The sequence below is a fragment of the Alishewanella sp. WH16-1 genome (genome assembly GCF_001441695.1).
GTDB lineage: Bacteria > Pseudomonadota > Gammaproteobacteria > Enterobacterales > Alteromonadaceae > Alishewanella > Alishewanella agri.
In genome coordinates, this window is record NZ_LCWL01000147.1 from 106,619 (window position 1) to 132,123 (window position 25,505).

At 49.8% G+C, this 25,505-nt stretch carries 24 protein-coding genes; 14 read left to right on the forward strand and 10 right to left on the reverse strand.

What is annotated here, in order from left to right; all coding sequences use genetic code 11:
- The first annotated feature begins 206 nt into the window (after nucleotides 1-206).
- The 5 genes from rapA to AAY72_RS16145 all read left to right on the forward strand — a co-directional run bounded on the left by rapA (nucleotide 207) and on the right by AAY72_RS16145 (nucleotide 6,288).
- Nucleotides 207-3,110, forward strand: a complete 2,904-nt coding sequence (rapA, locus tag AAY72_RS16125; protein ID WP_057788930.1) for an RNA polymerase-associated protein RapA — start codon at nucleotides 207-209, stop codon at nucleotides 3,108-3,110.
- 1 nt (nucleotide 3,111) lies between these two features.
- Entirely contained in the window at nucleotides 3,112-3,762 is a 651-nt protein-coding gene (rluA, locus tag AAY72_RS16130) for a bifunctional tRNA pseudouridine(32) synthase/23S rRNA pseudouridine(746) synthase RluA (protein WP_057788932.1), read from the forward strand.
- 163 nt (nucleotides 3,763-3,925) lie between these two features.
- Nucleotides 3,926-5,005: an OmpA family protein gene (locus tag AAY72_RS16135; RefSeq protein WP_057788934.1), complete on the forward strand. Its 1,080-nt coding sequence runs from the start codon at nucleotides 3,926-3,928 to the stop codon at nucleotides 5,003-5,005.
- Nucleotides 5,006-5,154: 149 nt separating this feature from the next.
- On the forward strand, nucleotides 5,155-5,490 hold the full coding sequence (locus AAY72_RS16140; RefSeq protein WP_057788936.1) for a hypothetical protein: 336 nt from the start codon (nucleotides 5,155-5,157) through the stop codon (nucleotides 5,488-5,490).
- 72 nt (nucleotides 5,491-5,562) lie between these two features.
- Nucleotides 5,563-6,288 carry a DUF3530 family protein gene (locus AAY72_RS16145; RefSeq protein WP_197408435.1) on the forward strand — a complete coding sequence of 242 codons (726 nt, stop codon included), beginning with the start codon at nucleotides 5,563-5,565 and terminating at the stop codon, nucleotides 6,286-6,288.
- Here AAY72_RS16145 and djlA read toward each other — a convergent pair.
- Nucleotides 6,275-7,072 carry a co-chaperone DjlA gene (djlA, locus tag AAY72_RS16150; protein ID WP_057788941.1) on the reverse strand — a complete coding sequence of 266 codons (798 nt, stop codon included), beginning with the start codon at nucleotides 7,070-7,072 and terminating at the stop codon, nucleotides 6,275-6,277. The two genes, AAY72_RS16145 and djlA, sit on opposite strands and share 14 nt — an antisense overlap.
- Nucleotides 7,073-7,235: 163 nt before the next feature.
- Between djlA and lptD the strand changes: the two genes are divergently transcribed.
- From lptD to AAY72_RS16185, 7 genes are all read left to right on the forward strand, one after another.
- Nucleotides 7,236-9,500 carry an LPS assembly protein LptD gene (gene lptD, locus AAY72_RS16155; protein WP_057788943.1) on the forward strand — a complete coding sequence of 755 codons (2,265 nt, stop codon included), beginning with the start codon at nucleotides 7,236-7,238 and terminating at the stop codon, nucleotides 9,498-9,500.
- An 11-nt stretch (nucleotides 9,501-9,511) separates the two neighbouring features.
- Nucleotides 9,512-10,801 carry a peptidylprolyl isomerase SurA gene (gene surA / locus AAY72_RS16160; protein WP_057788969.1) on the forward strand — a complete coding sequence of 430 codons (1,290 nt, stop codon included), beginning with the start codon at nucleotides 9,512-9,514 and terminating at the stop codon, nucleotides 10,799-10,801.
- Nucleotides 10,801-11,799 (forward strand): 4-hydroxythreonine-4-phosphate dehydrogenase PdxA, encoded by a 999-nt coding sequence (gene pdxA / locus AAY72_RS16165; RefSeq protein WP_057788946.1) that lies wholly within the window; start codon nucleotides 10,801-10,803, stop codon nucleotides 11,797-11,799. Before surA ends, pdxA begins: the two co-directional genes overlap by 1 nt.
- Nucleotides 11,789-12,607 carry a 16S rRNA (adenine(1518)-N(6)/adenine(1519)-N(6))-dimethyltransferase RsmA gene (rsmA, locus tag AAY72_RS16170; RefSeq protein WP_057788948.1) on the forward strand — a complete coding sequence of 273 codons (819 nt, stop codon included), beginning with the start codon at nucleotides 11,789-11,791 and terminating at the stop codon, nucleotides 12,605-12,607. Before pdxA ends, rsmA begins: the two co-directional genes overlap by 11 nt.
- The gene (apaG, locus tag AAY72_RS16175; RefSeq protein WP_008985440.1) at nucleotides 12,597-12,974 is read left to right on the forward strand and encodes a Co2+/Mg2+ efflux protein ApaG; all 378 of its coding nucleotides are present in this window, start codon (nucleotides 12,597-12,599) and stop codon (nucleotides 12,972-12,974) included. Before rsmA ends, apaG begins: the two co-directional genes overlap by 11 nt.
- Nucleotides 12,974-13,780, forward strand: coding sequence for a symmetrical bis(5'-nucleosyl)-tetraphosphatase (locus AAY72_RS16180; protein ID WP_008985439.1), 807 nt, complete (start codon nucleotides 12,974-12,976; stop codon nucleotides 13,778-13,780). The genes apaG and AAY72_RS16180 overlap by 1 nt, the downstream gene beginning before the upstream one ends.
- A 77-nt stretch (nucleotides 13,781-13,857) precedes the next feature.
- Nucleotides 13,858-15,867, forward strand: a complete 2,010-nt coding sequence (locus AAY72_RS16185) for a methyl-accepting chemotaxis protein (protein ID WP_057788951.1) — start codon at nucleotides 13,858-13,860, stop codon at nucleotides 15,865-15,867.
- 115 nt (nucleotides 15,868-15,982) lie between these two features.
- Here AAY72_RS16185 and folA read toward each other — a convergent pair whose 3' ends face one another.
- The 4 genes from folA to rplU all read right to left on the reverse strand — a co-directional run bounded on the left by folA (nucleotide 15,983) and on the right by rplU (nucleotide 18,347).
- On the reverse strand, nucleotides 15,983-16,471 hold the full coding sequence (gene folA / locus AAY72_RS16190) for a type 3 dihydrofolate reductase (RefSeq protein ID WP_231728986.1): 489 nt from the start codon (nucleotides 16,469-16,471) through the stop codon (nucleotides 15,983-15,985).
- A gap of 8 nt (nucleotides 16,472-16,479) precedes the next feature.
- Complete coding sequence (cgtA, locus tag AAY72_RS16195) at nucleotides 16,480-17,637, reverse strand: Obg family GTPase CgtA (RefSeq protein WP_057788953.1); 1,158 nt, start codon at nucleotides 17,635-17,637, stop codon at nucleotides 16,480-16,482.
- A gap of 128 nt (nucleotides 17,638-17,765) precedes the next feature.
- Entirely contained in the window at nucleotides 17,766-18,023 is a 258-nt protein-coding gene (gene rpmA / locus AAY72_RS16200; protein WP_008609266.1) for a 50S ribosomal protein L27, read from the reverse strand.
- A gap of 15 nt (nucleotides 18,024-18,038) precedes the next feature.
- Nucleotides 18,039-18,347, reverse strand: coding sequence for a 50S ribosomal protein L21 (gene rplU, locus AAY72_RS16205; RefSeq protein WP_008951011.1), 309 nt, complete (start codon nucleotides 18,345-18,347; stop codon nucleotides 18,039-18,041).
- Between the two features lie 217 nt (nucleotides 18,348-18,564).
- On the opposite strand from rplU, the gene ispB reads away from it, so the two are divergent.
- Nucleotides 18,565-19,536, forward strand: a complete 972-nt coding sequence (gene ispB, locus AAY72_RS16210; RefSeq protein ID WP_057788954.1) for an octaprenyl diphosphate synthase — start codon at nucleotides 18,565-18,567, stop codon at nucleotides 19,534-19,536.
- A 109-nt stretch (nucleotides 19,537-19,645) separates the two neighbouring features.
- Here ispB and mdh read toward each other — a convergent pair whose 3' ends face one another.
- The gene (mdh, locus tag AAY72_RS16215) at nucleotides 19,646-20,584 is read right to left on the reverse strand and encodes a malate dehydrogenase (RefSeq protein WP_008985434.1); all 939 of its coding nucleotides are present in this window, start codon (nucleotides 20,582-20,584) and stop codon (nucleotides 19,646-19,648) included.
- Nucleotides 20,585-20,799: 215 nt separating this feature from the next.
- Between mdh and argR the strand changes: the two genes are divergently transcribed.
- Nucleotides 20,800-21,267, forward strand: a complete 468-nt coding sequence (argR, locus tag AAY72_RS16220) for a transcriptional regulator ArgR (protein ID WP_008951008.1) — start codon at nucleotides 20,800-20,802, stop codon at nucleotides 21,265-21,267.
- 1 nt (nucleotide 21,268) lies between these two features.
- On the opposite strand, the gene AAY72_RS16225 is transcribed toward argR, so the two are convergent.
- The 4 genes from AAY72_RS16225 to AAY72_RS16240 all read right to left on the reverse strand — a co-directional run bounded on the left by AAY72_RS16225 (nucleotide 21,269) and on the right by AAY72_RS16240 (nucleotide 25,458).
- On the reverse strand, nucleotides 21,269-22,219 hold the full coding sequence (locus tag AAY72_RS16225) for a Dyp-type peroxidase (protein ID WP_008985433.1): 951 nt from the start codon (nucleotides 22,217-22,219) through the stop codon (nucleotides 21,269-21,271).
- 1,009 nt (nucleotides 22,220-23,228) lie between these two features.
- Entirely contained in the window at nucleotides 23,229-24,497 is a 1,269-nt protein-coding gene (locus AAY72_RS16230) for an ammonium transporter (RefSeq protein ID WP_008985432.1), read from the reverse strand.
- Between the two features lie 11 nt (nucleotides 24,498-24,508).
- Nucleotides 24,509-24,847, reverse strand: coding sequence for a P-II family nitrogen regulator (glnK, locus tag AAY72_RS16235; protein WP_008609277.1), 339 nt, complete (start codon nucleotides 24,845-24,847; stop codon nucleotides 24,509-24,511).
- Between the two features lie 221 nt (nucleotides 24,848-25,068).
- Nucleotides 25,069-25,458 carry a YacL family protein gene (locus AAY72_RS16240; RefSeq protein ID WP_057788957.1) on the reverse strand — a complete coding sequence of 130 codons (390 nt, stop codon included), beginning with the start codon at nucleotides 25,456-25,458 and terminating at the stop codon, nucleotides 25,069-25,071.
- Nucleotides 25,459-25,505 lie beyond the last annotated feature (47 nt).

A 25,505-nucleotide genomic window follows, 5' to 3' on the forward strand; every position in this document is an offset into this window, starting at 1 on the left:
AACGTACCACGTTTCTCATCCTGTTTACTCAGCATAGTGCATCCCTCCGAGACTGCTATACTGAACGCAAATTTTTTGAATCCGCTGCCTCTAACCATGCGACATTCTGATGACAGAAAAATGACTAGCCGCCCTTGTTTAACAGATGCATCCGCCGTCATTTCGCTGTACCATGGCGCCCCATTTTTAGACTGCCAGGATTGAGTATGAGATTTGCACTGGGCCAGCGCTGGATCAGCGATGCGGAATCAGATTTAGGTTTAGGAACCGTCATTGCGATTGAGGGGCGGATGCTAACTTTGTTGTTTCCAGCCAGTGGCGATACCCGCCACTATGCCCAGCAAGAAGCCCCTTTAACCCGTGTCAGTTTTAACAGTGGCGATGAAGTAAAAAGTGCAGAAGGCTTCAATATGCTGGTTCAAGACGTCACCGAGCACCAGCAACTGCTCAGCTATCACGGTGTACGCACTGATAGTGGCGAAGCCGTGGTATTGCGGGAAACCTTTCTGGATCATTTTTTAAGCTTTAATAAACCGCAAGACCGTTTATTTGCCGGCCAGATTGATCGCTTTGAGTACTTCCCGCTGCGTTACCAAAGCTGGCAACAGCAGCAACAATTGCAACAAAGCCCACTGCGTGGCTTAGCCGGCGGCCGTGTAAGTTTAATCCCACATCAGCTTTATATTGCCAGCGAAGTTGCCCAACGCCACGCGCCCAGGGTGTTACTGGCTGACGAAGTCGGCCTGGGCAAAACAATTGAAGCGGGTCTGATCCTGCACCAGCAACTGCTGACCGGCCTTGCTAGCCGGGTATTAATTGTCGTTCCTGAATCCTTGCAGCATCAATGGCTGGTTGAAATGCTGCGCCGCTTTAACCTGCGGTTCTCGATTTTCGATGAGGAGCGCTGCCAGCAAGCGCAATTAGATGCGGATAACCCTTTTGATACTGAGCAGCTAGTACTGTGCAGCCTGGAGTTTCTAACCAAGAAGAAAAGCTGGCATGAACAAGCTGTCAGCAGTCACTGGGATATCCTGGTCGTCGATGAAGCCCATCACTTGCACTGGCAACCAGAAGCGGCCAGTAGTGAATATCAGCGCATTGAAGCACTGGCGCAGGATACGGCAGGCTTAATCCTGCTTACGGCCACACCCGATCAACTGGGCCATCAGAGCCACTTCGCCCGCCTGCGTTTATTGGATCCGGCGCGCTTTCATGATTATGAAACGTTTTTGGCACAAGAGCAGTCTTATCAGCAAATCGCTGAGCTGGCCAGACAATTACTGCAAACGACCCGGCTCGAACAACCTCTGCTTGAGCAGTTGCAACAACTGTTAGACGATGATGAAAGTGGCAGCTTGCTAAATCAATTGGTGCATACTGAGGTTGAATTACCCGAGGTGAAAGCCGCGTTGTTAAAACAGTTACTGGACCGTCACGGCACCGGCAGAATCCTGTTTCGTAACAGCCGCGCTGGCATCAAAGGCTTTCCGCAACGTTGTCCGATACCCGTTGCCCTGCCGTTGCCTGCACAATACGAAAATGCATTAAAAGTTTTTAGTAATCTGCAACAAGACGCCCCCGTAACCACCCGAATTCAGGCGCAACTTTTTCCGGAGCAAGTGTTTCAGGATTTTGAAGGCCAGAGCAGCCAATGGTGGCAATTTGACCCCAGAGTCAGCTATTTACTGCAGCTGCTAAAAGCCCATAAGCAGGCAAAATTTGTACTCATTTGCAGTAAAGCCGCCACAGCTATTGCCCTGGAAGAAGCGCTGCGTACTCTGGAAGGGGTCAGAGCGGCGGTATTCCATGAAGGGATGACGATTGTCGAGCGCGATAAAGCAGCCGCCTATTTTGCGCAGGAAGAGTACAGTGCTCAGGTGCTGCTCTGCTCTGAAATTGGTAGTGAGGGCCGGAACTTCCAATTTGCTCATCATTTAGTGTTATTCGATTTACCGTTAAATCCTGATCTGCTGGAGCAACGGATCGGCCGGCTGGATCGGACCGGGCAACAGCATGACATCCAGATCCACCTGCCCTTTTTTGCTAATACTGCGCAACAAGTCTTATTTGACTGGTATCAGCACGGGCTGAATGCTTTTGCTACGACTTGTCAGAGTGGACGCATTATTTTTGAACAACAAAAAGCGCTGCTGTTACCCTTACTTGCCTCTGCCACACCAGACTCAGTGCTGGTGGAAGAATTAATTAACAGTACCGCCGCGCAGGCCAGACAATTGCAGCACGAGCTTGAGCAAGGCCGTGACCGCTTACTGGAACTTAACTCTGCGGGTGGCAGTAAAGCGGTAGCACTGGCGACAGAGATCGCCCAATTAGATCAGGATGTCCGGCTACCGATGCTGATGTTTAAAGCCTGGGATCTGCTTGGCGTTAATCAGGAAGACCGTTCAGATACCAGTATTATTCTACGCCCGTCAGAGCAGTTACAAATGAACTATCCGGGCCTGGATGATGAAGGTACTACCGTTACTTTTGATCGTGCCACCGCGCTGGCGGAAGAGGATATTCAGTTTTTAAGCTGGGATCATCCGATGGTTACCGGCACTTTGGATATTTTAACCAACGAGCAGTTCGGCAACAGCTCGGTCGCGTTATTACCGAATAAAGCGCTACCGGTTGGCAGCTTTTTCGTCGAGCTGATTTATATTGCCGAAGCCAGCGCACCGGCAAGCGTGCAACTGAATCGCTATCTGCCGCCAACGCCGATCCGTTTGTTGCTCGACAAAACAGCCAAAGATCTGGCTGCTAAAGTGCCATTTGATAACTTTAACCGGCAATTAAAGCCTGTAGGCCGGCAAACTGCAGCCAAGCTGGTTAACGCCCTGCAAACGCTGATCCATCCACTCCTTAGCAAAGCAGAGCAGCAAGCTGCGGGACAATTGGCTGCGTTAAAAACAGCGGCGAGCAGCAAGCTAAAACAGCAACTAGACGAAGCGATTCAGCGGCTGCTGGCACTGCAAAGCTTAAACCCGCTGGTACGCCCCGAGGAAATCGCGCATTTAAAACAACAACAACAGGAAGGTTTAGCCTACCTCGAGAAAGCCCGTTTAAAATTAGACGCGATCCGGGTCATTGTTGTGAGTCACGATTAAGATGCTGTTGGAGTATCAGCCACCGCTTTGGCCGTATTTGGATATTCTGTATCAGGATGAACAACTGGTCGTACTGAATAAACCCAGCGGTTTGCTCTCGGTTCCGGGTAAAGCGCCAGAGCATTTTGACAGCCTGCAATACCGGGTACAGCGGGTTTGGCCGCAAGCTACTGTAGTACATCGGCTGGATATGGCAACGTCAGGCGTGATGGTGATGGCGCTGACTAAAGCAGCGCAACGGGAATTAAACCGCCAGTTTCAACAACGGCTCACAGCGAAACGATACATTGCGCTGGTACAAGGTCAGCCGCAGGCTAACATTGGCAGTATCGAGTTGCCATTGATCTGTGACTGGCCTAACCGCCCGAAGCAAAAGGTGTGTTTCGAGCACGGCAAACCCTCGCTGACTCATTTCCGGGTGCTGCAACGCTATTCGGAATACAGCAGACTGGAGCTGGAGCCAGTGACGGGTCGATCACACCAGTTAAGGGTGCACATGCAGGCTATCGGACATCCGATACTCGGTGATAAATTCTATGCCACAACTAACACACCGACAGCCCCCCGCTTGCAATTACACGCAGCAGAGTTAATGCTCTGGCATCCGGTGTCCGGCGCACGGCTGCAGTTTGCTGCCGTTTGCCCGTTTTAGGCAAATATTTAGCTTTTTATTAACGCAACATTCAGTTAACTCAGCTAATATAGTCGAGTGGAATAAAAAATAACCGAAAATTCTGCAAAACTAATAATACTGTCAAAACAATATGGTAAACTTGCATGAGTTTGCTAAGTTGGATGAATCTAAGGAGAAACGGATGAAACTTAAAGCAACCGCTATTGCAGTTTTGACTGCGCTGCCTCTGCTAAGTGTACAAGCTTTTGCCAATGCACCTTCTGCACAGGATTTGGAGAAGAAAGTTTTTGGTTCATTATTTGGTGAGGCTTACTTTACGGATATCCGTAAAGGTCAGTCTGCTGCCTGGGACAACGTTGATGATGGTTGGGGCGTTGGTGTCGAGCTGGGTTACCGCTTTAATGAAACCTGGGGTATTCGTGCTGAGTACGCCCGTCAGAGCCTGGACTCGCTAACACAAAACTCTCGGGTAACCGGTGATCGTTTCGGTTTAGACGCGATGTACCACTTGGCTAACACAAACGTTTACCTGGTCGGTGGTTGGAAACACTTCGAACATAATGTGGCTTTCGATGCACTGAATATCGGTGTCGGTTATCGCTATTTTGTTAACGAAAGTGTGGCCCTCTTTGCAGAAGGTAACCGTTTCCGTGGCATAAGCAACGGTAACTGGAACGATGCCTCAATCAAATTAGGTGCCAGCTGGATCTTCGGTGCAACGCCTGCCGCTGCCCCAACTCCGGCACCACAGCCAGAGCCGGCACCTGCACCTGCTCCTGTTGTTGTAGATTCAGACGGTGACGGCGTACCTGACAGCCAGGATCGCTGCCCTAACACGCCAGCAGCACACAAAGTGGATGCCCAGGGCTGTACTATCTACACCGAAAAAATGGACCGCGTAGGTGATGTGGATATCGAAGTTCGCTTCGCTTTCGACTCAGCCGTTGTTTCTCCGGAAGGCCGTACTGAAGTTAATCAGTTAGCTGCCTTTATGAAACGCTTCCCGGAAGCGGTAGTCTTTATCGAAGGCCACGCTTCTAACATCGGTAACGCAGATTACAACATGCGCTTATCAGAGCGTCGGGCTAAAGCTATCGCTGATTTGTTAGTGGCACAAGGTGTTGAGACATCACGCATTACCTCTAAGGGTTTTGGCGTCACTCAGCCACGTGTACAGGGTAATACCCGCGAAGCACACCGTGCTAACCAGCGTATTGAAGCAAAAGTAACGGCAACTGTTAAAGAGCCGGTACTGCGCTAATAGCCAGTAAGTATTAGTTACGTATAAAGCCGCTGCTTCAGCGGCTTTATTTTTGCTCGGTTAGGGTCTTTCTAACAAATTTCTGTTGCTGACCACTACCAAGACTGCTAATTTCTACCCGAACCTATAAACTCCGGGAAAGAGTCACGATGTCTGGTTTTATCAACTCGCTCGCCGCGGGCACTCTATTTTTAAGCACTGTCTCCGCAACTGCTGAAACTGTACCAACCAGCGACATGATCCAGCTGCAACATGCCGCTCATGTGTGTAATGACGAGCAAGAAACTAAAAGATTAGCTGCCAATGATCATCTGCGGGAAATGGCAAAAGCACTGGTCGAATTTAAAGCCACCAAATACTGTTTTATCATGCAACCTTCGGTGCTGGTTAAACTACTTGAAAACCATGGTGGTTATGTCAAATTCAGCCACGACAATCGTGTTCTTTTTACTTTTGCCGAACATTTGGTCAGTAGTACACCATAAAGTTTGCCTGTTATTAGCCGATAGCCTGCTATTACTGACAATAATCTGATCCCTATGAAACTTGCGGCTTGTTTGACTTTAGCTGGAATCTTATCCCATCCGGTTATCAGCCAGGCTGCTGTCTGGCAGGATCTGCAACGCCAATACCCGCAACAGTCTCTGCAGCAATTACAGTCGGCGACATTATCTATACAGGTATTGCAACTGCCAGCCCAAACCGCGGTAGTCCGCGGAACCTTGCTGTTGTTGCCTGCCGCAGGGCGCCATCCATATAGCCCTGATCTCTTTCACACCCTACAGCAATTAAGTGCCGAAGGCTGGCAACTGGTATTTATGCCTGCCCCCGACACCACACCCCCAGATGTCGCGCGACAAGCATTACTAAACACTGAACTCCGGGCACGCTGGCAACTAGTACAACCTTTGCTACAAAGGCCAGTAGTCGTTATTGCTCAGGGCGAGGTCGCCGGCACCCTAAATTTGGCGCTGGCCGAAGATAAAGATACTCAATTTCAGCTGGATGCGCTGGTAAGTCTAGGCGCCTATCTGTCAGATCCGAAACTTGATAACCAGTTACAACAGCACATTGCGCAGCAAAACCTACCCGTGCTGGATCTACTCACCCAGGCTGATCATCCCGGAGCGATACGTGGTGCTGAGCAACGGCAGCAGCTGGCTCGTACTCTGCAAACGCCATTCTACCGGCAACGCGCGCTAAACGATTTTAGTTATCACAGTAGCCAGCAACAATGGCTGCTGCGCGAAATCAGTGGCTGGCTTAAAACTAGTGGTTTTTAGCCCGGTATTGCTTAATCACTTCGTAAGCGGCCTGAATATCCTGCGAACGTCGCTTGGCGACATCCAGCATCGCAGCAGGTACCCCTTGCGACATCAATTTGTCTGGGTGATGCTGCGCCATCAGCTTACGATAAGCCCGCTTTAATTGCAGATCTGTCACTGTGATATCACAACCCAGCACCTGGTACGCGGCAGCGAGTCGTTGTTCTGTTGAGGTATGTTCTGTTGGTTGGCTGCCACTACGAGCCTGGTAAGCACGCAATAATTGCTCTAACGTTGCCCGTGGTATTTGTAGAATTTCCGCAATTTGCCAGAGTAACTCTCGTTGTCCGGCCACCATTTTCCCGCCGGTACAGGCGATGCTGAGTTGAATTTCTAAAAATAGTTGTAACACATCTGGCCGACGGCGATAGCAGTAATAAAATTCATTAACCTGAGCCCGTAGTGGAAAATTAACCGCTTTTCCATCCCGAAACGCCGCCTGTGCTTCCCGTTGTTGCCGGGCGGACAAACCAAGCTGTTGCATAAACAAATTTGCCTGCTCAATATGTGCTTTAGTAACAATGCCGGTTGCTTTAGCCAGATGCCCCATCACCGCGAAAGTGCTGTACATAAACAAAGCTTGTTCGTCGTCGGAGCCCGACATGGCGGCTAACCCCCGCCAGTCGGCAAATTTACGCGCAAACCATTGGTCAGCCAGATGACCTAACAGCACCCCAAGGATTAAACCAGGCAGCTTTAACAGGGCCAACCCGAACAAGGCGCCCAGAACTTTACCCCACACCTGAACTTCTCCGCATTTTTACTACCCAAGCTGCCACGCGCAGAATGAGCTTGAACTCCGCAACTATTCGCACTATATCGGATTAGCAGGAATTCTAAAATTGATTTATCATAGCAAACCCGCGTTGCAGGGCGCTAAAGCAAAGACATTAATGAGAAAAGGCATGAAACAGGGTTTGAGTTTAACAGGGCTGATTTGGGCGATACTGCATACAGGTACAGTTTACGCTGAGCAGCCCGCGGTTACCGCTTGTTATCAACCCTTGAGCCTCCCCCAGATCCTGCAAAATGCTGATAGTAATGACAATAGCGTAAGGATTTATTCTGATCAGGTAAGATTGCAAGACAATCAGCAAGCCGATTTCTCCGGCTCAGTACAAATTCTGCAGCGTGATACCTTGCTACAGGCGCCAAGGGCCCGCTATCGTGCTACCGAACAGCAATTACTGGCGGATGGTGGCATCGAATACTATAACCAGGACCTCTACGTCAGTGGTGGGATGTTCTCCGCAGATTTGGCAAATAACAGTGCCAGACTAACTGATGCTAACTATCAGTTTATCAGCCAGGCTGGTCGCGGAGCGGCCAACGCCTTGGTGGCATCGGCAGACGAATTAAGACTGGAGCAGGCGCTGTTTACCACTTGCCCGCAACAGGATAATAGCTGGGGCCTGCACGCGGAGGAAATCAGCATTGCCGCCGACTCAGGTTGGGGGGAAGCCAGGCATGCGGTGTTTAAAATTAAAGATATTCCGGTTTTTTACCTGCCTTATCTGACGTTTCCGGTTGATGATCAGCGTAAAAGTGGCGTCTTGTTACCTAAAGTTGGTAGTTCACAGCGGGTAGGTTTAGATTTTGAACTACCCTACTATTTTAATCTGGCAGAGAACTACGACCTGACGCTTACCCCACGCTATATGAGTAAAAGAGGCACCCAATTAAAATCTGAGTTTCGTTATTTAACCACCGAACACCAGGGTTTGTTGCAACTGGAATATCTGCACAATGATAATGATAAACCGCGTGACTTTGGCCAGCGTTACCTGGGGCATCTTAGTCATCGCTCAGATTTTACCAGCCGCTGGCGCGGCTATATTGACTTTACTGATGTCAGCGACGACGCCTACCTGACGGAGCTGGGGTCGGATTACAATAGTCAAAGCGACTCTCAACTTTACCGGGAAGCCAGCCTGAGCTATTTTGGCGATAGTGTGCATTCTCATCTGAAAGTACAGGGGTTTGAAATCCTGGGAAACTACAACCAGGCTTATCAGGCCTTACCGCAGTTAAGCCTTGCAGCCGCTAAACCTGAACAACTGACCGAACATTTACAGTGGCTGTGGCAGGGGCAATACGCGCACTTTCGCAATGATCAAGCGTTTTATAGCAGCGCGGATCGCGTGCATCTTGAGCCGACGCTCAGATTACCACTCATTACCCCGGCTTTCGAACTGACTGCTGAAACCAGCTTGTTGTACACCTACTATCAACAAAAAAGTATGCAACAGCTAACGGCTGAACAATCGGAAATCAGCCGCACGCTGCCTAAAGTTCGTTTACACGCCCGGGTCAATTTTGAACGCGAGTATGACTGGTTCGGTGAACAAGCGCTGCAAACTTTTGAACCGCAAGTTCAGTATCTCTATATCCCATTTCGCGATCAAAGCCAGATCGGTCTTTATGACACGACTCGGCTGCAGGATGATTATTATGGTTTATTCCGGCAAAACCGCTTTTCCGGTTTAGATCGGATTAATGAAGCCAATCAGCTCACCGTCGGCTGGACCACCCGTTTTTATGATAATACCGATAACGAGCTATTCCGTTTTAGTCTCGGCCAAATCTTTTTCTTGAAAGAGCCTGAAATAACTGATGACCTTCTGACGCAGGATCTGGTGTCTACCGAGTCGATGCTGGCTTCTGAAATGATCTGGCATTGGTACCGCCGCTGGTATGTCAGCAGTGCCGTACAATATGATATTGATAGTAAAAAACTGATTAAGAGTAATGCCAGTCTCGACTATCGAGGTAGCGAGAATACGTTATTTCAATTGAACCATCGCTATAGCCGGGCAGTCTCAGGTGCTGAGATCCAGCAACTTGGCTTATTCGGTGCAGTACCCATCAAACAAAACTGGCAACTGATTGCCAGTTACTATCGTGATGTCACAAATCATCGTATGATAGATGCCAATCTTGGACTGCAGTATGAGTCCTGTTGCTGGGCCGTACGCTTAGTCGCACGTCGGCAAGTGCGGGTTGATTTAGAAAGTAGCATCACCGATCTGAGTCAGCTTGCCCGCTTAGATAGTGGTTTTAGCCTGCAGTTTGTGTTTAAAGGTTTTGGCGATAAAGCCGGTTTTGGTGTTTCCGATATGCTGTCGAATGGTATTTTCAGTTACCGCCGGCCGTATTTACTAACAAATTAATGTGGAATTTTATGAAGTTACAACAACTTATCTGTGCACTAATGCTTGGCGCCGCCAGTTTAACCCTGGGTGCCGCAGAACGCGAAATTGACCGGGTTGCTGCCATTGTCGACAACGGGGTAGTGTTAAAAAGTGATATAGATGAAATTGTTGAACGCGTGAAGCGCAACGCCCAGGCGCAGGGACAAACCCTGCCATCAGATCAGGCCCTGCGTACCCAGGCCACAGAACGCTTGATCATGACCAGCCTACAGTTACAAATGGCGCAGCGAATGGGTTTACAAATATCGGATGCGCAGCTGGATGATACGATTCGCAATATTGCTCAGGAAGAGAAGCTGACTCTCGAACAATTTAGACAACGGGTAGCGGCGGAAGAAGGTAACTTTGAGCGGTTTCGCGAAAAAGTACGGGAAGAAATCATTACTAACGAAGTGATGCGCGCTAATGTGCAACGCCGGATCTATATCAGCCCGCAGGAAGTCGACAACTTACTGAAGCTGATGGAAGATCAAGGCGCGATCAATGAACAATATAAACTTGGTCATATTCTGATTGCGATCCCCAGCCAAGCGACAACTGAGCAAATTAACGAAGCGCGTGATCGTGCTGATCAGGTGGTCAGATTAATACGTGAAGGCAGTGACTTCCGTCGTATCGCTATCGCCTCTTCCAGCGCCTCTAATGCGTTAGAGGGCGGTGAGTTAGACTGGATGGGCATTAATGAAATGCCAACCTTATTCTCTGAGGCAATCCGCGGCCGTAAGCGTGGCGACCTGGTCGGCCCGCTGCGTTCTGGTGCCGGCTTTCACGTACTGACAATTTTCGATATCCGTGGTGAAAATGTCACTGAACTGCAGGAAGTTAAAGCCCGGCACATTCTGATTAAACCCTCGATTATTGTCAGTGAAGAGCGTGCTCGTAGTCTGTTGAATGACATCGTGCAAAAGGTTCGTGCCGGTGAAGCCGACTTTGCTGAGTTAGCCAAGCAATACTCTGAAGATCCTGGCTCGAAACTGAATGGCGGTGAACTGGGCTGGAGTGAGCCGGATATCTATGTACCCGCCTTCCGTGACACGCTGAAGCGTCTGGAGTTAGACGAGATCAGTGAACCATTCCGCACTGAACATGGCTGGCACATTGCACAGTTACTGGACCGCCGCTCAGTGGATGCGACAGCAGATCGCAAAAGAGATCAGGTTTATCGCATGATCTTTAATCGCCGTTTCAGCGAAGAGTCTGCAAGTTTCTTACGTGAATTGCGTGATGAAGCCTATGTCGAAGTGTTGGCGGAAAATTGATGACGTTACGGCTCGCTATTACACCCGGTGAGCCAGCAGGCATTGGCCCGGATCTGGTGCTGGCCCTTAGCCAACAGGGCTGGCCCGTTGAGCTGGTAGTATGCGCTAACCAACAATTGCTGGCGCAGCGTGCGCAGCAACTGGGCATTAATGTCACCTTGTTGCCATTTGACGCCGAGGCAGACGCCAAGCCCCAGATGGCGGGCACTCTAACAGTGCGTGACTTTCCGTTAGCTGAGCCCGTTATCCCGGGTCAGCTCAATGCAGCCAATGGCCACTATGTTGTCGATACCCTAACTGCAGCCGGCGAGATGGTAATTTCTGCCCAGGCAGCAGCTATCGTAACAGGGCCAGTACATAAAGGTATTATTAATCAAGCAGGTATCGCTTTCAGTGGCCATACCGAGTTTTTTGCTCAGCAATCTAACACGCCTTATGTTGTAATGATGCTTGCCACAGAGGGATTGCGAGTTGCGCTGGCGACCACCCATATTCCACTTGCCTACGTCGCCAAAGCCATTACCCGTGAAAGACTATTAAAAGTGTTGAGTATTTTGCACCAGGACCTCCAGCAAAAATTTGGCATTGCCAAGCCTAAAATCTATGTCTGTGGTTTAAATCCGCATGCTGGCGAGGGTGGACATCTGGGCCGCGAAGAGATCGACATTATTATTCCCGCCCTCGATGAACTGAGAGCGAGCGGGATGCAGCTGGTGGGGCCGCTGCCGGCAGACACCTTATTCCAACCAAAATATTTGAATGAAGCTGACGCCGTGCTGGCGATGTACCACGATCAGGGGCTGCCAGTGTTAAAATATAAAGGCTTTGGCCGCTCCGTTAATATCAGCCTCGGTTTACCGCTGATCCGTACTTCAGTTGATCACGGCACTGCTTTGGATTTAGCAGCGACAGGCAAAGCAGATCCCGGCAGCCTGTTTCACGCCGTCCGGGAAGCCATTCAACTGGCACAACGAACCCAAGAGACTCATGAACGATAATATTCACCAAGGCCATCGCGCCCGCAAACGTTTCGGGCAAAACTTTCTGCATGACCCTCAGGTAATAGGCCGTATTGTTAAAGCTATTGCGCCCAAAGCAGATGATGTATTGGTCGAAATCGGCCCGGGTTTGGGTGCGCTGACCGAACCTGTTGCTGAACAAGCCGGACACCTGACGGTAGTTGAGCTGGACCGCGATCTGGCTGAACGCTTACGCCAGCACCCAACGCTAGCCAGCAAACTTACCATCCATCAAGCCGATGCGATGAAATTCGATTTCCGCCAGTTAGTTAAACCAGGGCAAAAACTGAAGGTATTTGGCAACCTGCCTTATAACATTTCAACACCACTTCTGTTCCATCTCTTTGAATATGCAGATGAAATAGACACCATGCATTTTATGTTGCAAAAAGAAGTGGTTGAGCGGATGACAGCGAGTCATGGCAGTAAAGATTATGGCCGTTTAAGCGTGATGACGCAGTTTTACTGTAAAGCGCTGCCGGTGGTTCAGGTAGGCCCCGGCGCCTTTAAACCGGCACCCAAAGTTGACTCGGCTGTCGTGCGGTTACTGCCTTACAATAAAGCTGAACGCGCAGCCGTTGATCCGGCGATTCTAAATCGGGTTTGCTTAGAAGCCTTTAATCAAAGACGCAAGACACTGCGTAATTGTTTTAGTAATTTTGCCACGGCAGAACAGCTGCAAGCGCTGGGTATTGATCCCACGCTGCGGCCAGAGCAATTAGCTGTTACGGACTTTATTCGCGTGGCGCAATGGTTAGCGACACAGGAAGCAGGGTATGCAAATTGAATCTCCGATAGCCGTAACGGTCGACAGTTTTTATCTGGGGGCACAATCTAATCCAGCCGAACATCGTTATGTGTTTGCCTACTGTGTCACCATCACTAATAATGGGCCACAAGCGGTACAGTTATTAAGACGTTACTGGCAAATCACCGACGGTAACGGCAAACAATCTGAAGTGAGGGGTGACGGCGTGATTGGTGTGCAACCTGAACTGCAGCCTGGTGAGACTTATAGTTACACCAGCGGCGCCGTACTGGAAACCCCGGTAGGCACCATGCAGGGGCATTATGAAATGCAGGCTGCTGATCAGCGGGCTTTCAATGCCCCTATTCCACTGTTTCGCCTGGCGATGCCAAATATCCTAAACTGATGGCCACTTATATCATCGGCGATTTGCAGGGTTGCTTTGAGCCTCTGCAACGACTGTTAAATACCATTAACTTTAATGCCGCTAGCGACCAGCTGTGGTTCTGCGGTGATCTGATTGCCCGTGGACCTGACTCACTAGCCTGTATTGAGTTCGTGCGGGAGCTGGGTGCGACGGCTAAAACCGTGCTTGGTAATCATGACCTGAACTTTATCGCCCATTATTACGGCTTTGGCAAAGTTAAAGCCAGCGACCAATTACAGCAACTGCTGCAAGCACCGCAGCTGCCGGAGCTGATCGATTGGCTTCGGCAACAACCTTTAATTCAGCAAAGTACAGACGGCAGTTATCTGATGGTCCATGCCGGTTTGGCACCTGATTGGGATCTGACCACGGCACTTGCTGCAACCGCTGAAGTCAGTTTGCTATTGCAACAGGACCCAAAGCTCTTACTTGCCACCATGTATGGAAACACACCGACTCGCTGGACAGATGCCATCACCGCTGAGCAACGTTGGCGCTATACCATTAACGCTTGTACCAGAATGCGCTTCTGTCAAACAGATGGTGCCCTTGAGTTAACCAGTAAAACTGCGCCAGAACAAACCCCTGGCTTGCGTCCCTGGTACGAGTTCTGGCGTGACAAAGCTCACCCTGAACTCTTTTTCGGACATTGGGCGGCGTTAAATGGTTATAGTCCGGTACCAGGCATTCATGCGCTCGATACGGGCTGCGTCTGGGGAAATATGCTGACTGCCTATTGCGTTGAGAATAGACAACGCTATAGTGTCTGGGCAGAACAAAAATAATAAGTCGATACCGGCTGGCAATAGCTACCTAGTGGCAACGGCCGCAGTACCGGCCTGAACTTTCGATTGGAGTTGTTATGAAGTTGACCGTAAAACTGAGGGTAGTTGGCGGTTTTAGCGTTATCACCTTATTGCTGCTGTTTATTGGTTTAACTGCTTATACGCAGCTCAGCGGTATCAGTAAGTCCACCGCTGAGGTGAACACCATCTCAATCCCGGCTTTGGAAAATAGCGCGCTGATGAAAAGCGAGTTTGTACTGATGAGTAAGATCAGTCTGCAAGCTTTTAACGCGCAAGAACAAAGTCAGATCACTGCGCTACGGCAACAGTTTAATACCGAGCAACAGGCTTACCAAACGGCTGCTAGCCAACTTAATACTGCAGTACAACAACAACAAACTCTGGCTGGTGCGGCGCAGCAAGTTAATCTTGCCTATGATGCCTTTATTCCACTCTCAAACCAGCTATTTGAGCAATTAGAGCAAAATCTTCGCTCACAAAACGAGATTGACGATAAGCTGAGTGAACTGGAAATGACTGCCGATGATATGGCAGCGCTGTTACTGGATTTCACCGATATCAGCAACGTTCGTAACCGTTTTCCACAAGCCTATCAGGCGGCAACCCAAATGGAAACCGGCATCAACAGTCTGCTCAGTGTAGTGGTCGATTTAAACCGCACGACTAATGAAAGTACTGCTACGACGATCAGCAACGATATCGCATTCCGGTTACAAGATTTGGCAACACAACTCTCGATAATGCTGCGCGAAGCCTCACAAGTACCAATGCCGGCTGATTTAGAAGAAAAGCTCACTATAGTTAACAGTCTGCTGGATACTAACCAGGGTATTCCCGGCACCAAAACCAAACTTCTCGCTGGTAAAGAACGTGCAAATCAACTATTACTGCAGGCTGATGAACAAACAGCCCTGGCGTTGACGCGGTTAGAGGCTTTGCTGAATCAAAGTACCCAGGTCGCGGCAACTATTCAGAATGAGAGTCAGAATAGTGTCAGTAATGCCGTCACAGCTATTTTTGTCGTAATGTTGATCTCTACCCTGGTAGCAGTTTTTATCGCCTACCGTACTGTCACTGCCATTGTGAAGCCGCTTGGGAAAATCAACGCCATGCTTGGTATCGTTGCTTCGGGTGATTTAACCCAGCAACTCAACGATCGTAGCCAGGACGAATTTGGTGAACTTTCCCGTAATATCAATAAGGTTAACCAGAGCCTGCAGCAACTGATCCAGGGTATTATCTCACGTTCAACCCAGCTGGCTGCGGCCTCAGAGCAAACCTCAGCTATCACGCTACAAACCACCCAGGCTATCCGCGAGCAGAAATCTCAGGTTACCCAGGCAGCAACCGCCACCACCGAGATGAGCAGTACCTCACAAGGTGTACTGCAAAGCTCGAATGATGCGCTTAACGAGATCAAAAATGCCGATAAAGAAGCCGAACGGGTTAAAGGCATTTCACTGGAAAACAAAGCCATCATTATCCAGCTGTCACGCGAAGTAGAGCAAGCATCGCAGGTGATCAACAAGCTGCATAAAGACAGCGCCTCTATTGGCAGCATCCTCGATGTGATCCGCGGCATTGCTGAGCAAACCAACCTGCTGGCATTAAACGCCGCCATTGAGGCCGCCCGGGCCGGTGAACAAGGCCGCGGCTTTGCCGTTGTGGCCGATGAAGTACGCTCACTGGCCAGCAAGACACAGGCTTCGACCCAGGAAATTCAGGCGATGATCCAGGCGCTGCAAAGCGGTGCTCATGCTGCGGTAGAAGCGATGAACAAAGGTAAGAAACAAGCCGAGGATTGTGTTGCCAAGACGGAAGTCGCCACCTCAGCACTGGATTCGATTACCCATGCTGTACATCTGGCTCACGACATGAGCGAACAGATTTCCAGTGCCGCCAAAGAGCAGCATCAGGTATCAGCTGAGATCAGCGGTTTGCTGGAGTCTATTGTGGCAATCGCCGAACAAACTGCTTCAGGTGCCGAACAAACCTCAGCCTCCAGCCATGAAGTGGCGAAGCTGGCGGAAGAGCTACGCCGTTCAGTCGATCAGTTTAAAGTGTAACCTGACTCAGACGCCAAAAAGGCCAGCGTGATGCTGGCCTTTTTTAATTTGCTGTTTTGCTATTTGACGGCTTGCTTGTTGCCTTAAACGTAGCTCAGTCACTGCGCTGTAATGCCTACTGCCGTTCCAGCGTAATAAAACGATAACCCAGCGGATTCTCTGCGCTCTGTGGATGTTCCTCGCGCGCGATCTCCCGCCAGTTGCCCGCAGCATGGTAATCCGGGAAAAAGGCGTCTCCGGCGGTTTCAAGCGCGATTTCAGTCAGGTATAAGCGCTGGGCCAGCGGCAGACACTGCCGGTAAATCTCGGCGCCGCCAATAATCATCACTTCCGGCTGTTCCGCCAATAAGGCTAACGCCTGCTCGATGCTACTGACCCACTCGACCGGGCTATCAACTGCTGGCGTTTGCCGGCTGATAACGATATTACGCCGCCCCGGTAACGGCCGGCCAATCGATTCAAAGGTCTTACGCCCCATCACTACCGGCTTGCCGAGCGTGACTTTTTTAAAGTGTTGTAAATCAGCGGGTAAATGCCAGGGCATTTGGTTATTTAAACCAATCACCCGCTGCTGCGCCATCGCGGCTATCATCGAAATCCGCATCGCCTGACCTAGCGCTGGTAAATCACTTCAACGTCGTAATCGTCGTCGTCGAAATCATCATCGTCATCCAGATCATCTTCCAGCGAGTTGACTTCCTCATGGTAGTCATCCCACTTAAAGGTTACCGGATCAGCCGCTTGCTCGCTGGCTTTTTCTTCCGGTAGCTGCTCGATATAGTTCAGGATCTCGCGTGATAGCTGTTGGGTATTTTCGCGCGAGGCAGCAGAGATCTTAAATACCGGTCCCTGCCAGTCCAGTGCTGTCGTCACCTGCTGCACAATCTCTTCCAACTCGTCTTCAAGTACCAGATCCAGCTTGTTAAATACCAGCCAACGTGGTTTAGCTGCCAGCTTGGCACTGTATTTATGCAGCTCCTGAATGATGGTTTGCGCATTCTCTGCCGGATCGGAACCGTCAGCGGGCAGTACATCAATCACATGCAATAATAGACGGCAGCGCTCCAGGTGTTTCAAAAACTGAATACCCAAACCAGCACCTTCAGCGGCGCCTTCAATCAGACCCGGGATATCAGCAATCACAAAGGAGCGGTGCGATTCAACACGGACCACACCCAAATTCGGTACCAGGGTGGTAAAAGGATAATCGGCCACTTTCGGCTTAGCGGCAGATACCGCACGGATCAATGTCGATTTACCGGCATTGGGCAGACCTAACAGACCGACATCGGCCAGCAGTAGCAGCTCAAGACGTAAATTACGGATCTCGCCCGGGGTACCATTGGTTTTCTTGCGTGGTGTACGGTTGGTGCTGCTGGCAAAACGGGCATTACCCAAGCCATGCCAGCCACCTTTCGCAACCATTAATTTCTGGCCATGAGTAGTGAGATCGCCAATCACTTCATCAGTATCCACATCTACTGCCCGGGTACCCACCGGCACTTTTAATGCCAGATCAGCACCACGCTTACCGGTACAGTTTACGCTACCACCGTTCTCGCCGCGTTCGGCTTTATGGTATTTTTCAAACTGATAATCCACCAGCGTATTCAGGTTCTCATCCGCTTGCAGATAGACGTCACCACCATCCCCGCCGTCACCGCCGTTTGGTCCGCCTTTGGAGATAAATTTTTCCCGTAAAAAACTGATAATGCCGTTACCGCCGTCGCCGGCCTCGACGCGAATTATCGCTTCATCTACAAACTTCATCGGTGCTGTCCTGCTTAACTGTGCTTAGGAACCTGACTTACTGCAGCCAAGTATAACCCATGTCGGGGGGTGCGGAAAATTTATAAAAAAACCCCGCACCAGGCGGGGTTCTTTCGAAGATCTGCAGCTTATTCGCTGACGATGCTAACGAACTTACGGTTGTGTTCGCCTTTTACTTCGAATTTCACTTTACCGTCGGTTAAGGCGAATAAAGTGTGGTCTTTACCGATACCAACGTTGCTGCCGGCATGGAACTTAGTACCACGCTGACGCACAATGATGTTACCTGCTAATACAGACTCACCACCGAAACGCTTAACACCTAAGCGTTTAGCTTCTGAATCGCGACCGTTACGAGTGCTACCTACACCTTTCTTACTTGCCATGTGTCGATACTCCTGTTACGCGCTGATGCTGGTGATTTTCACTTCAGTGAACCACTGACGGTGGCCCATCTGCTTGCGTGAATGCTTACGACGACGGAACTTGACGATCTTGATCTTATCGCCACGGCCATGACTGACCACTTCCGCTACTACTTTACCACCTTCAACTAAAGGGGCACCGATGTTGATAACTTCGCCGTTAGCGATCATCAACGGGGTAAATTCGATTGTTGCGCCTGTTTCCAGGTCTAACTTCTCCAGACGAAGAGTCTGACCTTCCGTCACACGGTGCTGTTTGCCACCACTTTGGAAAACCGCGTACATAGTTAACTCCGTACAAAGCACGCCATCGCTTGTTAAAATAAAGGGGCGTGTTAATTCAATTCACAGGGCGCGAATTGTACGCAATTTCCCCCACAGCCGCAAGCACAATTATGAAAAAGATCTGCTGACGCAGAAAAGGATCCAGATTTCATTTTAGCCAAGCCTGCTATTAGTGTAGAATTGCCGCCATTCAGAGACTTAACGCAGTTGTTGGCAAATGACGCTCGACGAAATTCAACGCCTCGCGGCCGCCGATATGACGGCAGTAAACCAGCAGATCTTCTCTCAGCTCAGCTCCGACGTGGCGCTGATTAACCAACTTGGCATCTATATCGTCAATAGCGGCGGTAAAAGGTTACGCCCCCTGCTGGCCGTATTAGCCGCGCGGGCCCTGGGTTATCAGGGTGAACAACATATTAGTGTTGCCGCTATTGTCGAGTTTATTCACACCTCAACCCTGCTGCACGATGACGTGGTGGATGAGTCAACCATGCGCCGTGGTAAAGAAACCGCTAACGCGCTATTCGGCAATCAGGCCAGTGTATTAGTTGGTGATTTCCTGTATAGCCGCTCGTTTCAGATGATGGTGTCATTAAACAGTATGCGGGTAATGCAGGTACTGGCCGACGCCACTAACATTATCGCTGAAGGTGAAGTGCTGCAGCTGATGAATGTGAATGATCCGGATACTACCGAGCAAAGCTATATGCAGGTCATTTACTGCAAAACGGCCAAATTATTTGAAGCGGCAACCCAGTTAGCAGCGGTTATTTCCAATCAGCCCGCCGTGATTGAAAAGGCGATGCAGGCCTATGGTATGCATTTGGGTACTGCCTTTCAGCTAATCGATGATGTGCTGGATTATCAGGCCGATGCTGCAGAGCTGGGTAAGAATATCGGTGATGATCTGGCTGAAGGCAAGCCTACCCTGCCACTACTGCATGCATTAAAACTGGGTAACGAACGGCAGCAAGAACTAATTCGCGAGGCCATTACCGAGGGCAATGGTATGCAGCACTTTACTGAAATTATGGCAGCTTTAGAGCAAACCGGCGCTTTTGACTATACCCGCAACAAAGCCGAGCAGGAAGCGAAAGCCGCACAATTGGCGCTGCAGCCGCTGCCGGATAGCCCTTACAAGCAGGCGCTGCTGGCATTGGCGGATATCGCCGTATCACGCAGTCACTAACGCGCGCTGTCACTTACGGGTGCTGTCACTTAAAGGTGATAGCACAAACCGAATCCGCAAAAACATAAAGGCGCCAACGGCGCCTTTATTGTTATAGCGACGACCAGGCTTAATTGTTCTTAACGAACTCTTCACCCAGCGTAATATCCGCTTTCAGGGTGCCTAACATATCGGTCATGGCTTTTTGTTCAAAAGCACTCAGCTCGCCGATTGGCAGCAGGTGCTCGACACCGTTTTTACCCAGTACGATTGGCTGAGCGAAGAAACGGGCATATTCACCGTTACCTTCTACATAAGCGTATTCAGTAACCGTTTTACCTTGTAAACCTTTAACCAGTGACAAACAGAAACGGGCAGCTGCCTGACCCATAGACAGGGTAGCCGATCCGCCACCCGCCTTAGCTTCAACCACTTCAGTACCGGCGTTCTGAATACGGTGCGTTAAAGATTTCACTTCCTCATCCGAGAAACTGACATCAGCCACTTGCGATAATAATGGCAGAATAGTGGTGCCACTGTGACCACCGATAACAGGCACGGCCACATCAACAGGGCTTTTGCCTTTTAATTCGGCAACGAAGGTTTCAGCACGGATCACATCCAGCGTCGTCACACCGAACAAGCGACGCGGATCGTAAGTGCCAGCTTTTTTGAACACGTCAGCAGCGATAGCAACAGTGGTATTGACCGGGTTAGTGATAATACCCACCAGCGCTTTCGGGCAATTTTCAACAATGGCTTCGGCCAGGGTTTTTACTACGCCGGCGTTGATATTGAATAAATCAGAGCGGTCCATACCTGGCTTGCGCGGCATACCAGCAGGAATCATCACGATATCAGCACCGACCAGCGCCTTGCTCAGGTCTTCTTTACCATAACCCGTTACTTTTACTGCGGTTGGGATATGGCTTAAATCTACCGCCACGCCCGGTGTTACTGGAGCCAGATCATATAAGGCTAAGTCTGTGCCGGCAGGTAAATCTAATTTCAGTAATAAAGACAGTGCCTGACCGATACCACCGGCTGCACCTAATACGGCAACTTTCATGATTCTCTCCAATTTTACAGTTCAGAATAACCGCGCCAACAATACTGAAATGGCCGCGAAATTACAAATATCTTACGCCTAAAGTCTAAGCAATTTCGGCGACTTTGCCTTCGCCAGAGCGCTTTAAAAGCGTAAAGCCTATTTTACTGTACCAACTGCATTGTTGCGCGATTTTTGTTAGTATCCGTCTAACGAATAACGCGGAAACTCAAACTATGACAAAACAAAACCGCCAGGAAGCGCTGATCCATGCTTTTAAAGCCTTATTGAAAACGGAAAGTTTTGGTTCTCAGGGCGAAATTGTCGATGCGCTGAAAAAAGAAGGGTTTGATAACGTTAGCCAGTCCAAAGTCTCCCGTATGCTGAGCAAATACGGTGCGGTACGCACCCGTAATGCCCGACAGGAAATGGTCTACACCCTGCCACCGGAGCTGGGGGTACCCACCACCAAAAGCCCGCTACGGCAGCTAGTGCTGGACATCGAACACAACGATGTGATGATTATTATCCGAACCAGCCCGGGTGCGGCGCAACTGATTGCCCGTTTGCTGGATTCAGTTGGCAAGGCTGAAGGCGTATTGGGGACCATAGCGGGTGACGATACGATTTTCATTGCGCCGATTAGCGTGAAAAATATCGACTTTACCCTGCAAAAAGTCACTGAGTTATTTGAAAAAGTTTAAGTCAATAAACGTCGCTGGCGGTAGCGTTTAAACTGCCATGCGCCGCAGCCTCTAAAAAACTTACAGAGGGTGCAAAATAGGCGGCTGCCAGATCGATACGATAATAGTCCAGCAGGCTGTCATAGTAACGCCCCTCGTTTAGACCCAGGCGATAACACCATTGCCGGACAAAGTGCTCCGGCTGCTGACTAAAACTTAAATGCAGGCAACCTTGATTGCTGTTATGTGCAAAAGGCATATTCTGCTGCAAGATAGGCAACTGCTGCTGTTCATTCAGTTGACAACATAACAGGTGGCTATTCGGCTGCAAGCGCGCCATGCTCAGCGGCTTCGCATCCAGCTTAACATAACCATGAATATCTTCCTGTTGCGGTAAGGTGAGCTGTTGCCAGTGTTTTAGATCCAGACTGGCACGATAAAAATGCACATAACTGCCGCCGGCAAATACTGCCGACTCGTCAGCTGTCACCAAAGCTGCTTGCCGGCGTTTCAGACCGCGCGGGTTTTGCGGCGCATCAATAAAGCCGGTGAGTTGACGCCCATCCAGATAACGGAACCCACTTAATTGCTCTACCACTTCAACATTCGCCATCAACAGCTGTTGAATTTGCTGCAGCGCAATGTAATTGACATCCAAACGATCTGAGCGGATCTGGATAAGTAAATCGGCCATCGTACAGCTTACGGCCAAATGCTCTGACGGCAAGACAGGAAATGCCTGTAGACCAACAGGTCTTTGCCACGGGTAAAGGTTATCCCAATAGTGACTACTAACCGCCACCAAGCCGCTTAACATCGCTTCCGAAAAGTGCTCTGCCAAGCGCTGCATGATATGCGGAATCCGCGCCAGTTTTTGTCGCAGTATCGCTTCCTGACCGTCCAGTACATTACATAGCAGATAACTGCCATGTAAATTTGCCTCCGCACAAATACCTAATTGTTCGCGTGCCATGCTGCTCCCTGACCCCTAGTCACTCTGTACACAGTATACCTGTAAATCAGCATGAGCTTAATCCCCCTAAACCTTGTGAGATATATCTCACAAATGCTGCAGCCAAAGCGCTATTTTCTGTTGTAAAAACTGAGAAAATCCAATCTAAGAAATTGTTTTGTAAAGCTAAAATAGAAAATAATTTATTCTTACAAGCTTATGACAACACTATGGATCGTCAGAAATCGCCCCTAAGGTACGAGCTAAGATGCATAATACTCACATCGACGGAACGATGACTGGCAGGAAGTCAGTAACAGGCAAGATGCCACACAGGAAGTATAGTGCTGTGGATTACAGCAGGCAGGAAGCACAAGGATGAAACTGGACACCTTCAGGATGAAGAAGGCTCGGCAGGATGAAAGAGCATAACGGGACAGCCTTGGATGGCAATATTCAATGTCGGTTGCAGGGTGCGGCCAGACAGATGGTAACAGGGATGAAGATAGCCATCAACGGACAAGTCGTCGGAGATGACTGCAGGATGCAGGGGTTGAAATAGGAATTCAACCTTAAGGACTCACAGGAATACTGACCGGAAGTCAGTTGCAGGAAGCAGCAGCAGGATGCGACAGGAATACCGGATAAGTCTCATGGAAAGAGACCGCTAAGGAAGCATCAGGAAACAGTGGCCGCGTAGTTTGCGGCCAGCTTTCTTTTTACACCTACTAAAACCCACACACCACTAAATCAGCTGCGCTTCTTTTGTTGCGGAATCTCACTGCCAGTTGTGACGAGCTAAACTGTACTTTTTGTCATGCTCCGTTCGCTTTCCAGCCTTATGACTTTTACTCTCTGCGGCAGTTATAAAAAGACCCCGCGGTTTTCACCACGGGGCGTCAAATTCAGACAAAGGACAAGGATAGACGTGTTTAGGTGGGACAAGTCTAGTGGGTGCTCCCGGTTAGCGGTGCTAACACAGGCTCAGCCACAGGCTCCCGCAACGTGCCACCTGCACGCTGCGGGCTGCTTACTTTACCGAGGCGACGAATTCAGGATAGGCTTCAATACCACACTCTGAACTGTCAACACCCTCGTATTCGGCTTCTTCACTAACCCGGATGCCGATGACTAACTTCAGTACGAACCACACTAATAGACTGGTGGCAAATACCCAGCCGAAGATCGTCAGGGCACCTATGATCTGGCCACTAAAGCTGCTATCAGCATTAGTGATAGGCACTAATAACAAACCATATAAGCCGACTACGCCGTGCACAGAAATCGCACCAACAGGGTCGTCGATTTTAATTTTATCCAGCGCCAGAATAGAGGCGACCACTAACACACCGGCAATAGCGCCAAACAGTGAGGCTTGCAGCGGTGTTGGTGTAGAAGGTTCTGCGGTAATAGCAACCAAACCGGCTAAGGCACCGTTTAGCGCCATGGTAAGATCAGCTTTACGGAACAGGATCACCGAGGTAATCAGGGCGGCGACCACACCAGCAGCGGCAGCTGCATTGGTATTCAGAAACACCACAGCGACACTATGCGCATTGGCAATATCACCCAGTTTTAATACTGAGCCGCCGTTAAAGCCAAACCAGCCCATCCACAGGATCAGCGTGCCCAGCGCCGCCAGTGGCATGTTAGCGCCTGGAATCGCATTAATTTTACCATCTTTACTGTATTTACCTTTACGGGCACCTAACAGCAATACCCCGGCTAACGCAGCAGCGGCACCCGCCATATGCACTATACCTGAGCCGGCAAAGTCCGAGAAACCCAGATCGCCTAAGTTATACAAGCCAAACACTTCTTTACCGCCCCAGGTCCAGCCACCTTGCATCGGATAGATAAAACCGGTCATGACCACAGCAAAGGCTAAAAAGGCCCACAGCTTCATCCGCTCTGCTACGGCGCCAGAGACAATAGACATGGCAGTAGCAACGAACACGACCTGGAAGAAAAAGTCTGATGCGCCGGAATAGACAGCATCACCGGTAAAGTCATTTTGCTCCGCAAAGGAGGCTAAAGTAGTATCAACGTCGATTTCAGCAATACCTTGCAGGAAAATGCCGCCATCGTACATAAAGTAGTAGCCACAGATTAAATACATAATGCAAGCAATCGAGTACAGCGCGATATTCTTAGTCAGAATTTCGGTGGTGTTCTTCGCTCTTACCAAACCGGCTTCCAGCATCGAAAAGCCTGCCGCCATCCACATCACCAGCACCCCACACATCAGGAAGTAGAAGGTGTCCATTGCAAACTGTAAATGATAAATTTGTTCTTGCATGGCAAGGCTCCTTAAATCGCTTCTGCGTCAGTTTCGCCGGTACGGATCCGTACCGCCTGCTCCAGGTCATAGACAAAGATCTTGCCGTCGCCAATCCGGCCGGTATAAGCCGCTTTTTGGATTGCTTCCAATAAGCGTTCTACCTGATCGTCCTGGGTAGCAATTTCCAGTTTTACTTTTGGCAGGAAATCAACCTGATACTCGGCTCCGCGATAGAGCTCGGTGTGGCCTTTCTGGCGGCCAAAACCCTTTACTTCAGTAACCGTTAAACCTTCTACCCCGATGTCCGCAATCGCTTCCCGGACATCATCCAGTTTGAACGGCTTGATGATGGCACATACAAGCTTCATGATGGTTTTCCTTATCGACTAATTATGCTGTTCGCTTAAAAAGATAAGAAAACCTTGTGCCAAGATTTTTATTTCATACAAAACAAACACTTAATGTTAGACGGTTACAGTTGGCGAAAAAAAACGCACCAGTTTAGTGCGTTTTTCCCTGCCAGAGTGCAAACCAGTACCCGTGCCGGCGGCCTGAAAAGCATCGTATCGGCATGACGTTATATTTCGGGCTATGCCGGCAGAAATTCCTGCCAGGCTTGCAGTAACAGCAACAAGTCTGCCAGCCCACATTCGCTGCTAAGCCCGCTTTCATCCAGCTGTAAATCGTCGTCCAACTCCTCCGGCAGTGATTGTACGGCCAACTCACCGCTCTCAGTTGCCAACAGACTATTATGGCAAACCCGCACTTCCTGCTGCTGCACCAGTAAGCTAAATTCACGCCCCTGATACTGCCAGTCCTGATAAGGCTTTAGTGCCTCTAGCTGGCTTAGCAGCGGCTGATAAGCACTGGCGCGGTGCGCAAACTCATCCAGCAGAAATTGCTGCAGCGCAGCTTGTTCAGTGGCGAGTTTAAGCCGGTAGCGCCGGCTGTCGCGATCGTAGATAAAGTCGTATTCCATCTTTGCCAACTGTTTGCTTTATTACGGCGATCGAGTAGGAGGCGGGA

Coding starts and splice junctions, on each gene's coding strand:
- rapA (WP_057788930.1), top strand. CDS start 207: ATGAGATTTGCACTGGGCCAGCGCTGGATCAGCGATGCGGAATCAGAT.
- rluA (WP_057788932.1), top strand. CDS start 3,112: ATGCTGTTGGAGTATCAGCCACCGCTTTGGCCGTATTTGGATATTCTG.
- AAY72_RS16135 (WP_057788934.1), top strand. CDS start 3,926: ATGAAACTTAAAGCAACCGCTATTGCAGTTTTGACTGCGCTGCCTCTG.
- AAY72_RS16140 (WP_057788936.1), top strand. CDS start 5,155: ATGTCTGGTTTTATCAACTCGCTCGCCGCGGGCACTCTATTTTTAAGC.
- lptD (WP_057788943.1), top strand. CDS start 7,236: ATGAAACAGGGTTTGAGTTTAACAGGGCTGATTTGGGCGATACTGCAT.
- surA (WP_057788969.1), top strand. CDS start 9,512: ATGAAGTTACAACAACTTATCTGTGCACTAATGCTTGGCGCCGCCAGT.
- pdxA (WP_057788946.1), top strand. CDS start 10,801: ATGACGTTACGGCTCGCTATTACACCCGGTGAGCCAGCAGGCATTGGC.
- rsmA (WP_057788948.1), top strand. CDS start 11,789: ATGAACGATAATATTCACCAAGGCCATCGCGCCCGCAAACGTTTCGGG.
- apaG (WP_008985440.1), top strand. CDS start 12,597: ATGCAAATTGAATCTCCGATAGCCGTAACGGTCGACAGTTTTTATCTG.
- AAY72_RS16180 (WP_008985439.1), top strand. CDS start 12,974: ATGGCCACTTATATCATCGGCGATTTGCAGGGTTGCTTTGAGCCTCTG.
- AAY72_RS16185 (WP_057788951.1), top strand. CDS start 13,858: ATGAAGTTGACCGTAAAACTGAGGGTAGTTGGCGGTTTTAGCGTTATC.
- folA (WP_231728986.1), bottom strand. CDS start 16,471: ATGCGGATTTCGATGATAGCCGCGATGGCGCAGCAGCGGGTGATTGGT.
- cgtA (WP_057788953.1), bottom strand. CDS start 17,637: ATGAAGTTTGTAGATGAAGCGATAATTCGCGTCGAGGCCGGCGACGGC.
- rpmA (WP_008609266.1), bottom strand. CDS start 18,023: ATGGCAAGTAAGAAAGGTGTAGGTAGCACTCGTAACGGTCGCGATTCA.
- rplU (WP_008951011.1), bottom strand. CDS start 18,347: ATGTACGCGGTTTTCCAAAGTGGTGGCAAACAGCACCGTGTGACGGAA.
- ispB (WP_057788954.1), top strand. CDS start 18,565: ATGACGCTCGACGAAATTCAACGCCTCGCGGCCGCCGATATGACGGCA.
- mdh (WP_008985434.1), bottom strand. CDS start 20,584: ATGAAAGTTGCCGTATTAGGTGCAGCCGGTGGTATCGGTCAGGCACTG.
- argR (WP_008951008.1), top strand. CDS start 20,800: ATGACAAAACAAAACCGCCAGGAAGCGCTGATCCATGCTTTTAAAGCC.
- AAY72_RS16225 (WP_008985433.1), bottom strand. CDS start 22,219: ATGGCACGCGAACAATTAGGTATTTGTGCGGAGGCAAATTTACATGGC.
- AAY72_RS16230 (WP_008985432.1), bottom strand. CDS start 24,497: ATGCAAGAACAAATTTATCATTTACAGTTTGCAATGGACACCTTCTAC.
- glnK (WP_008609277.1), bottom strand. CDS start 24,847: ATGAAGCTTGTATGTGCCATCATCAAGCCGTTCAAACTGGATGATGTC.
- AAY72_RS16240 (WP_057788957.1), bottom strand. CDS start 25,458: ATGGAATACGACTTTATCTACGATCGCGACAGCCGGCGCTACCGGCTT.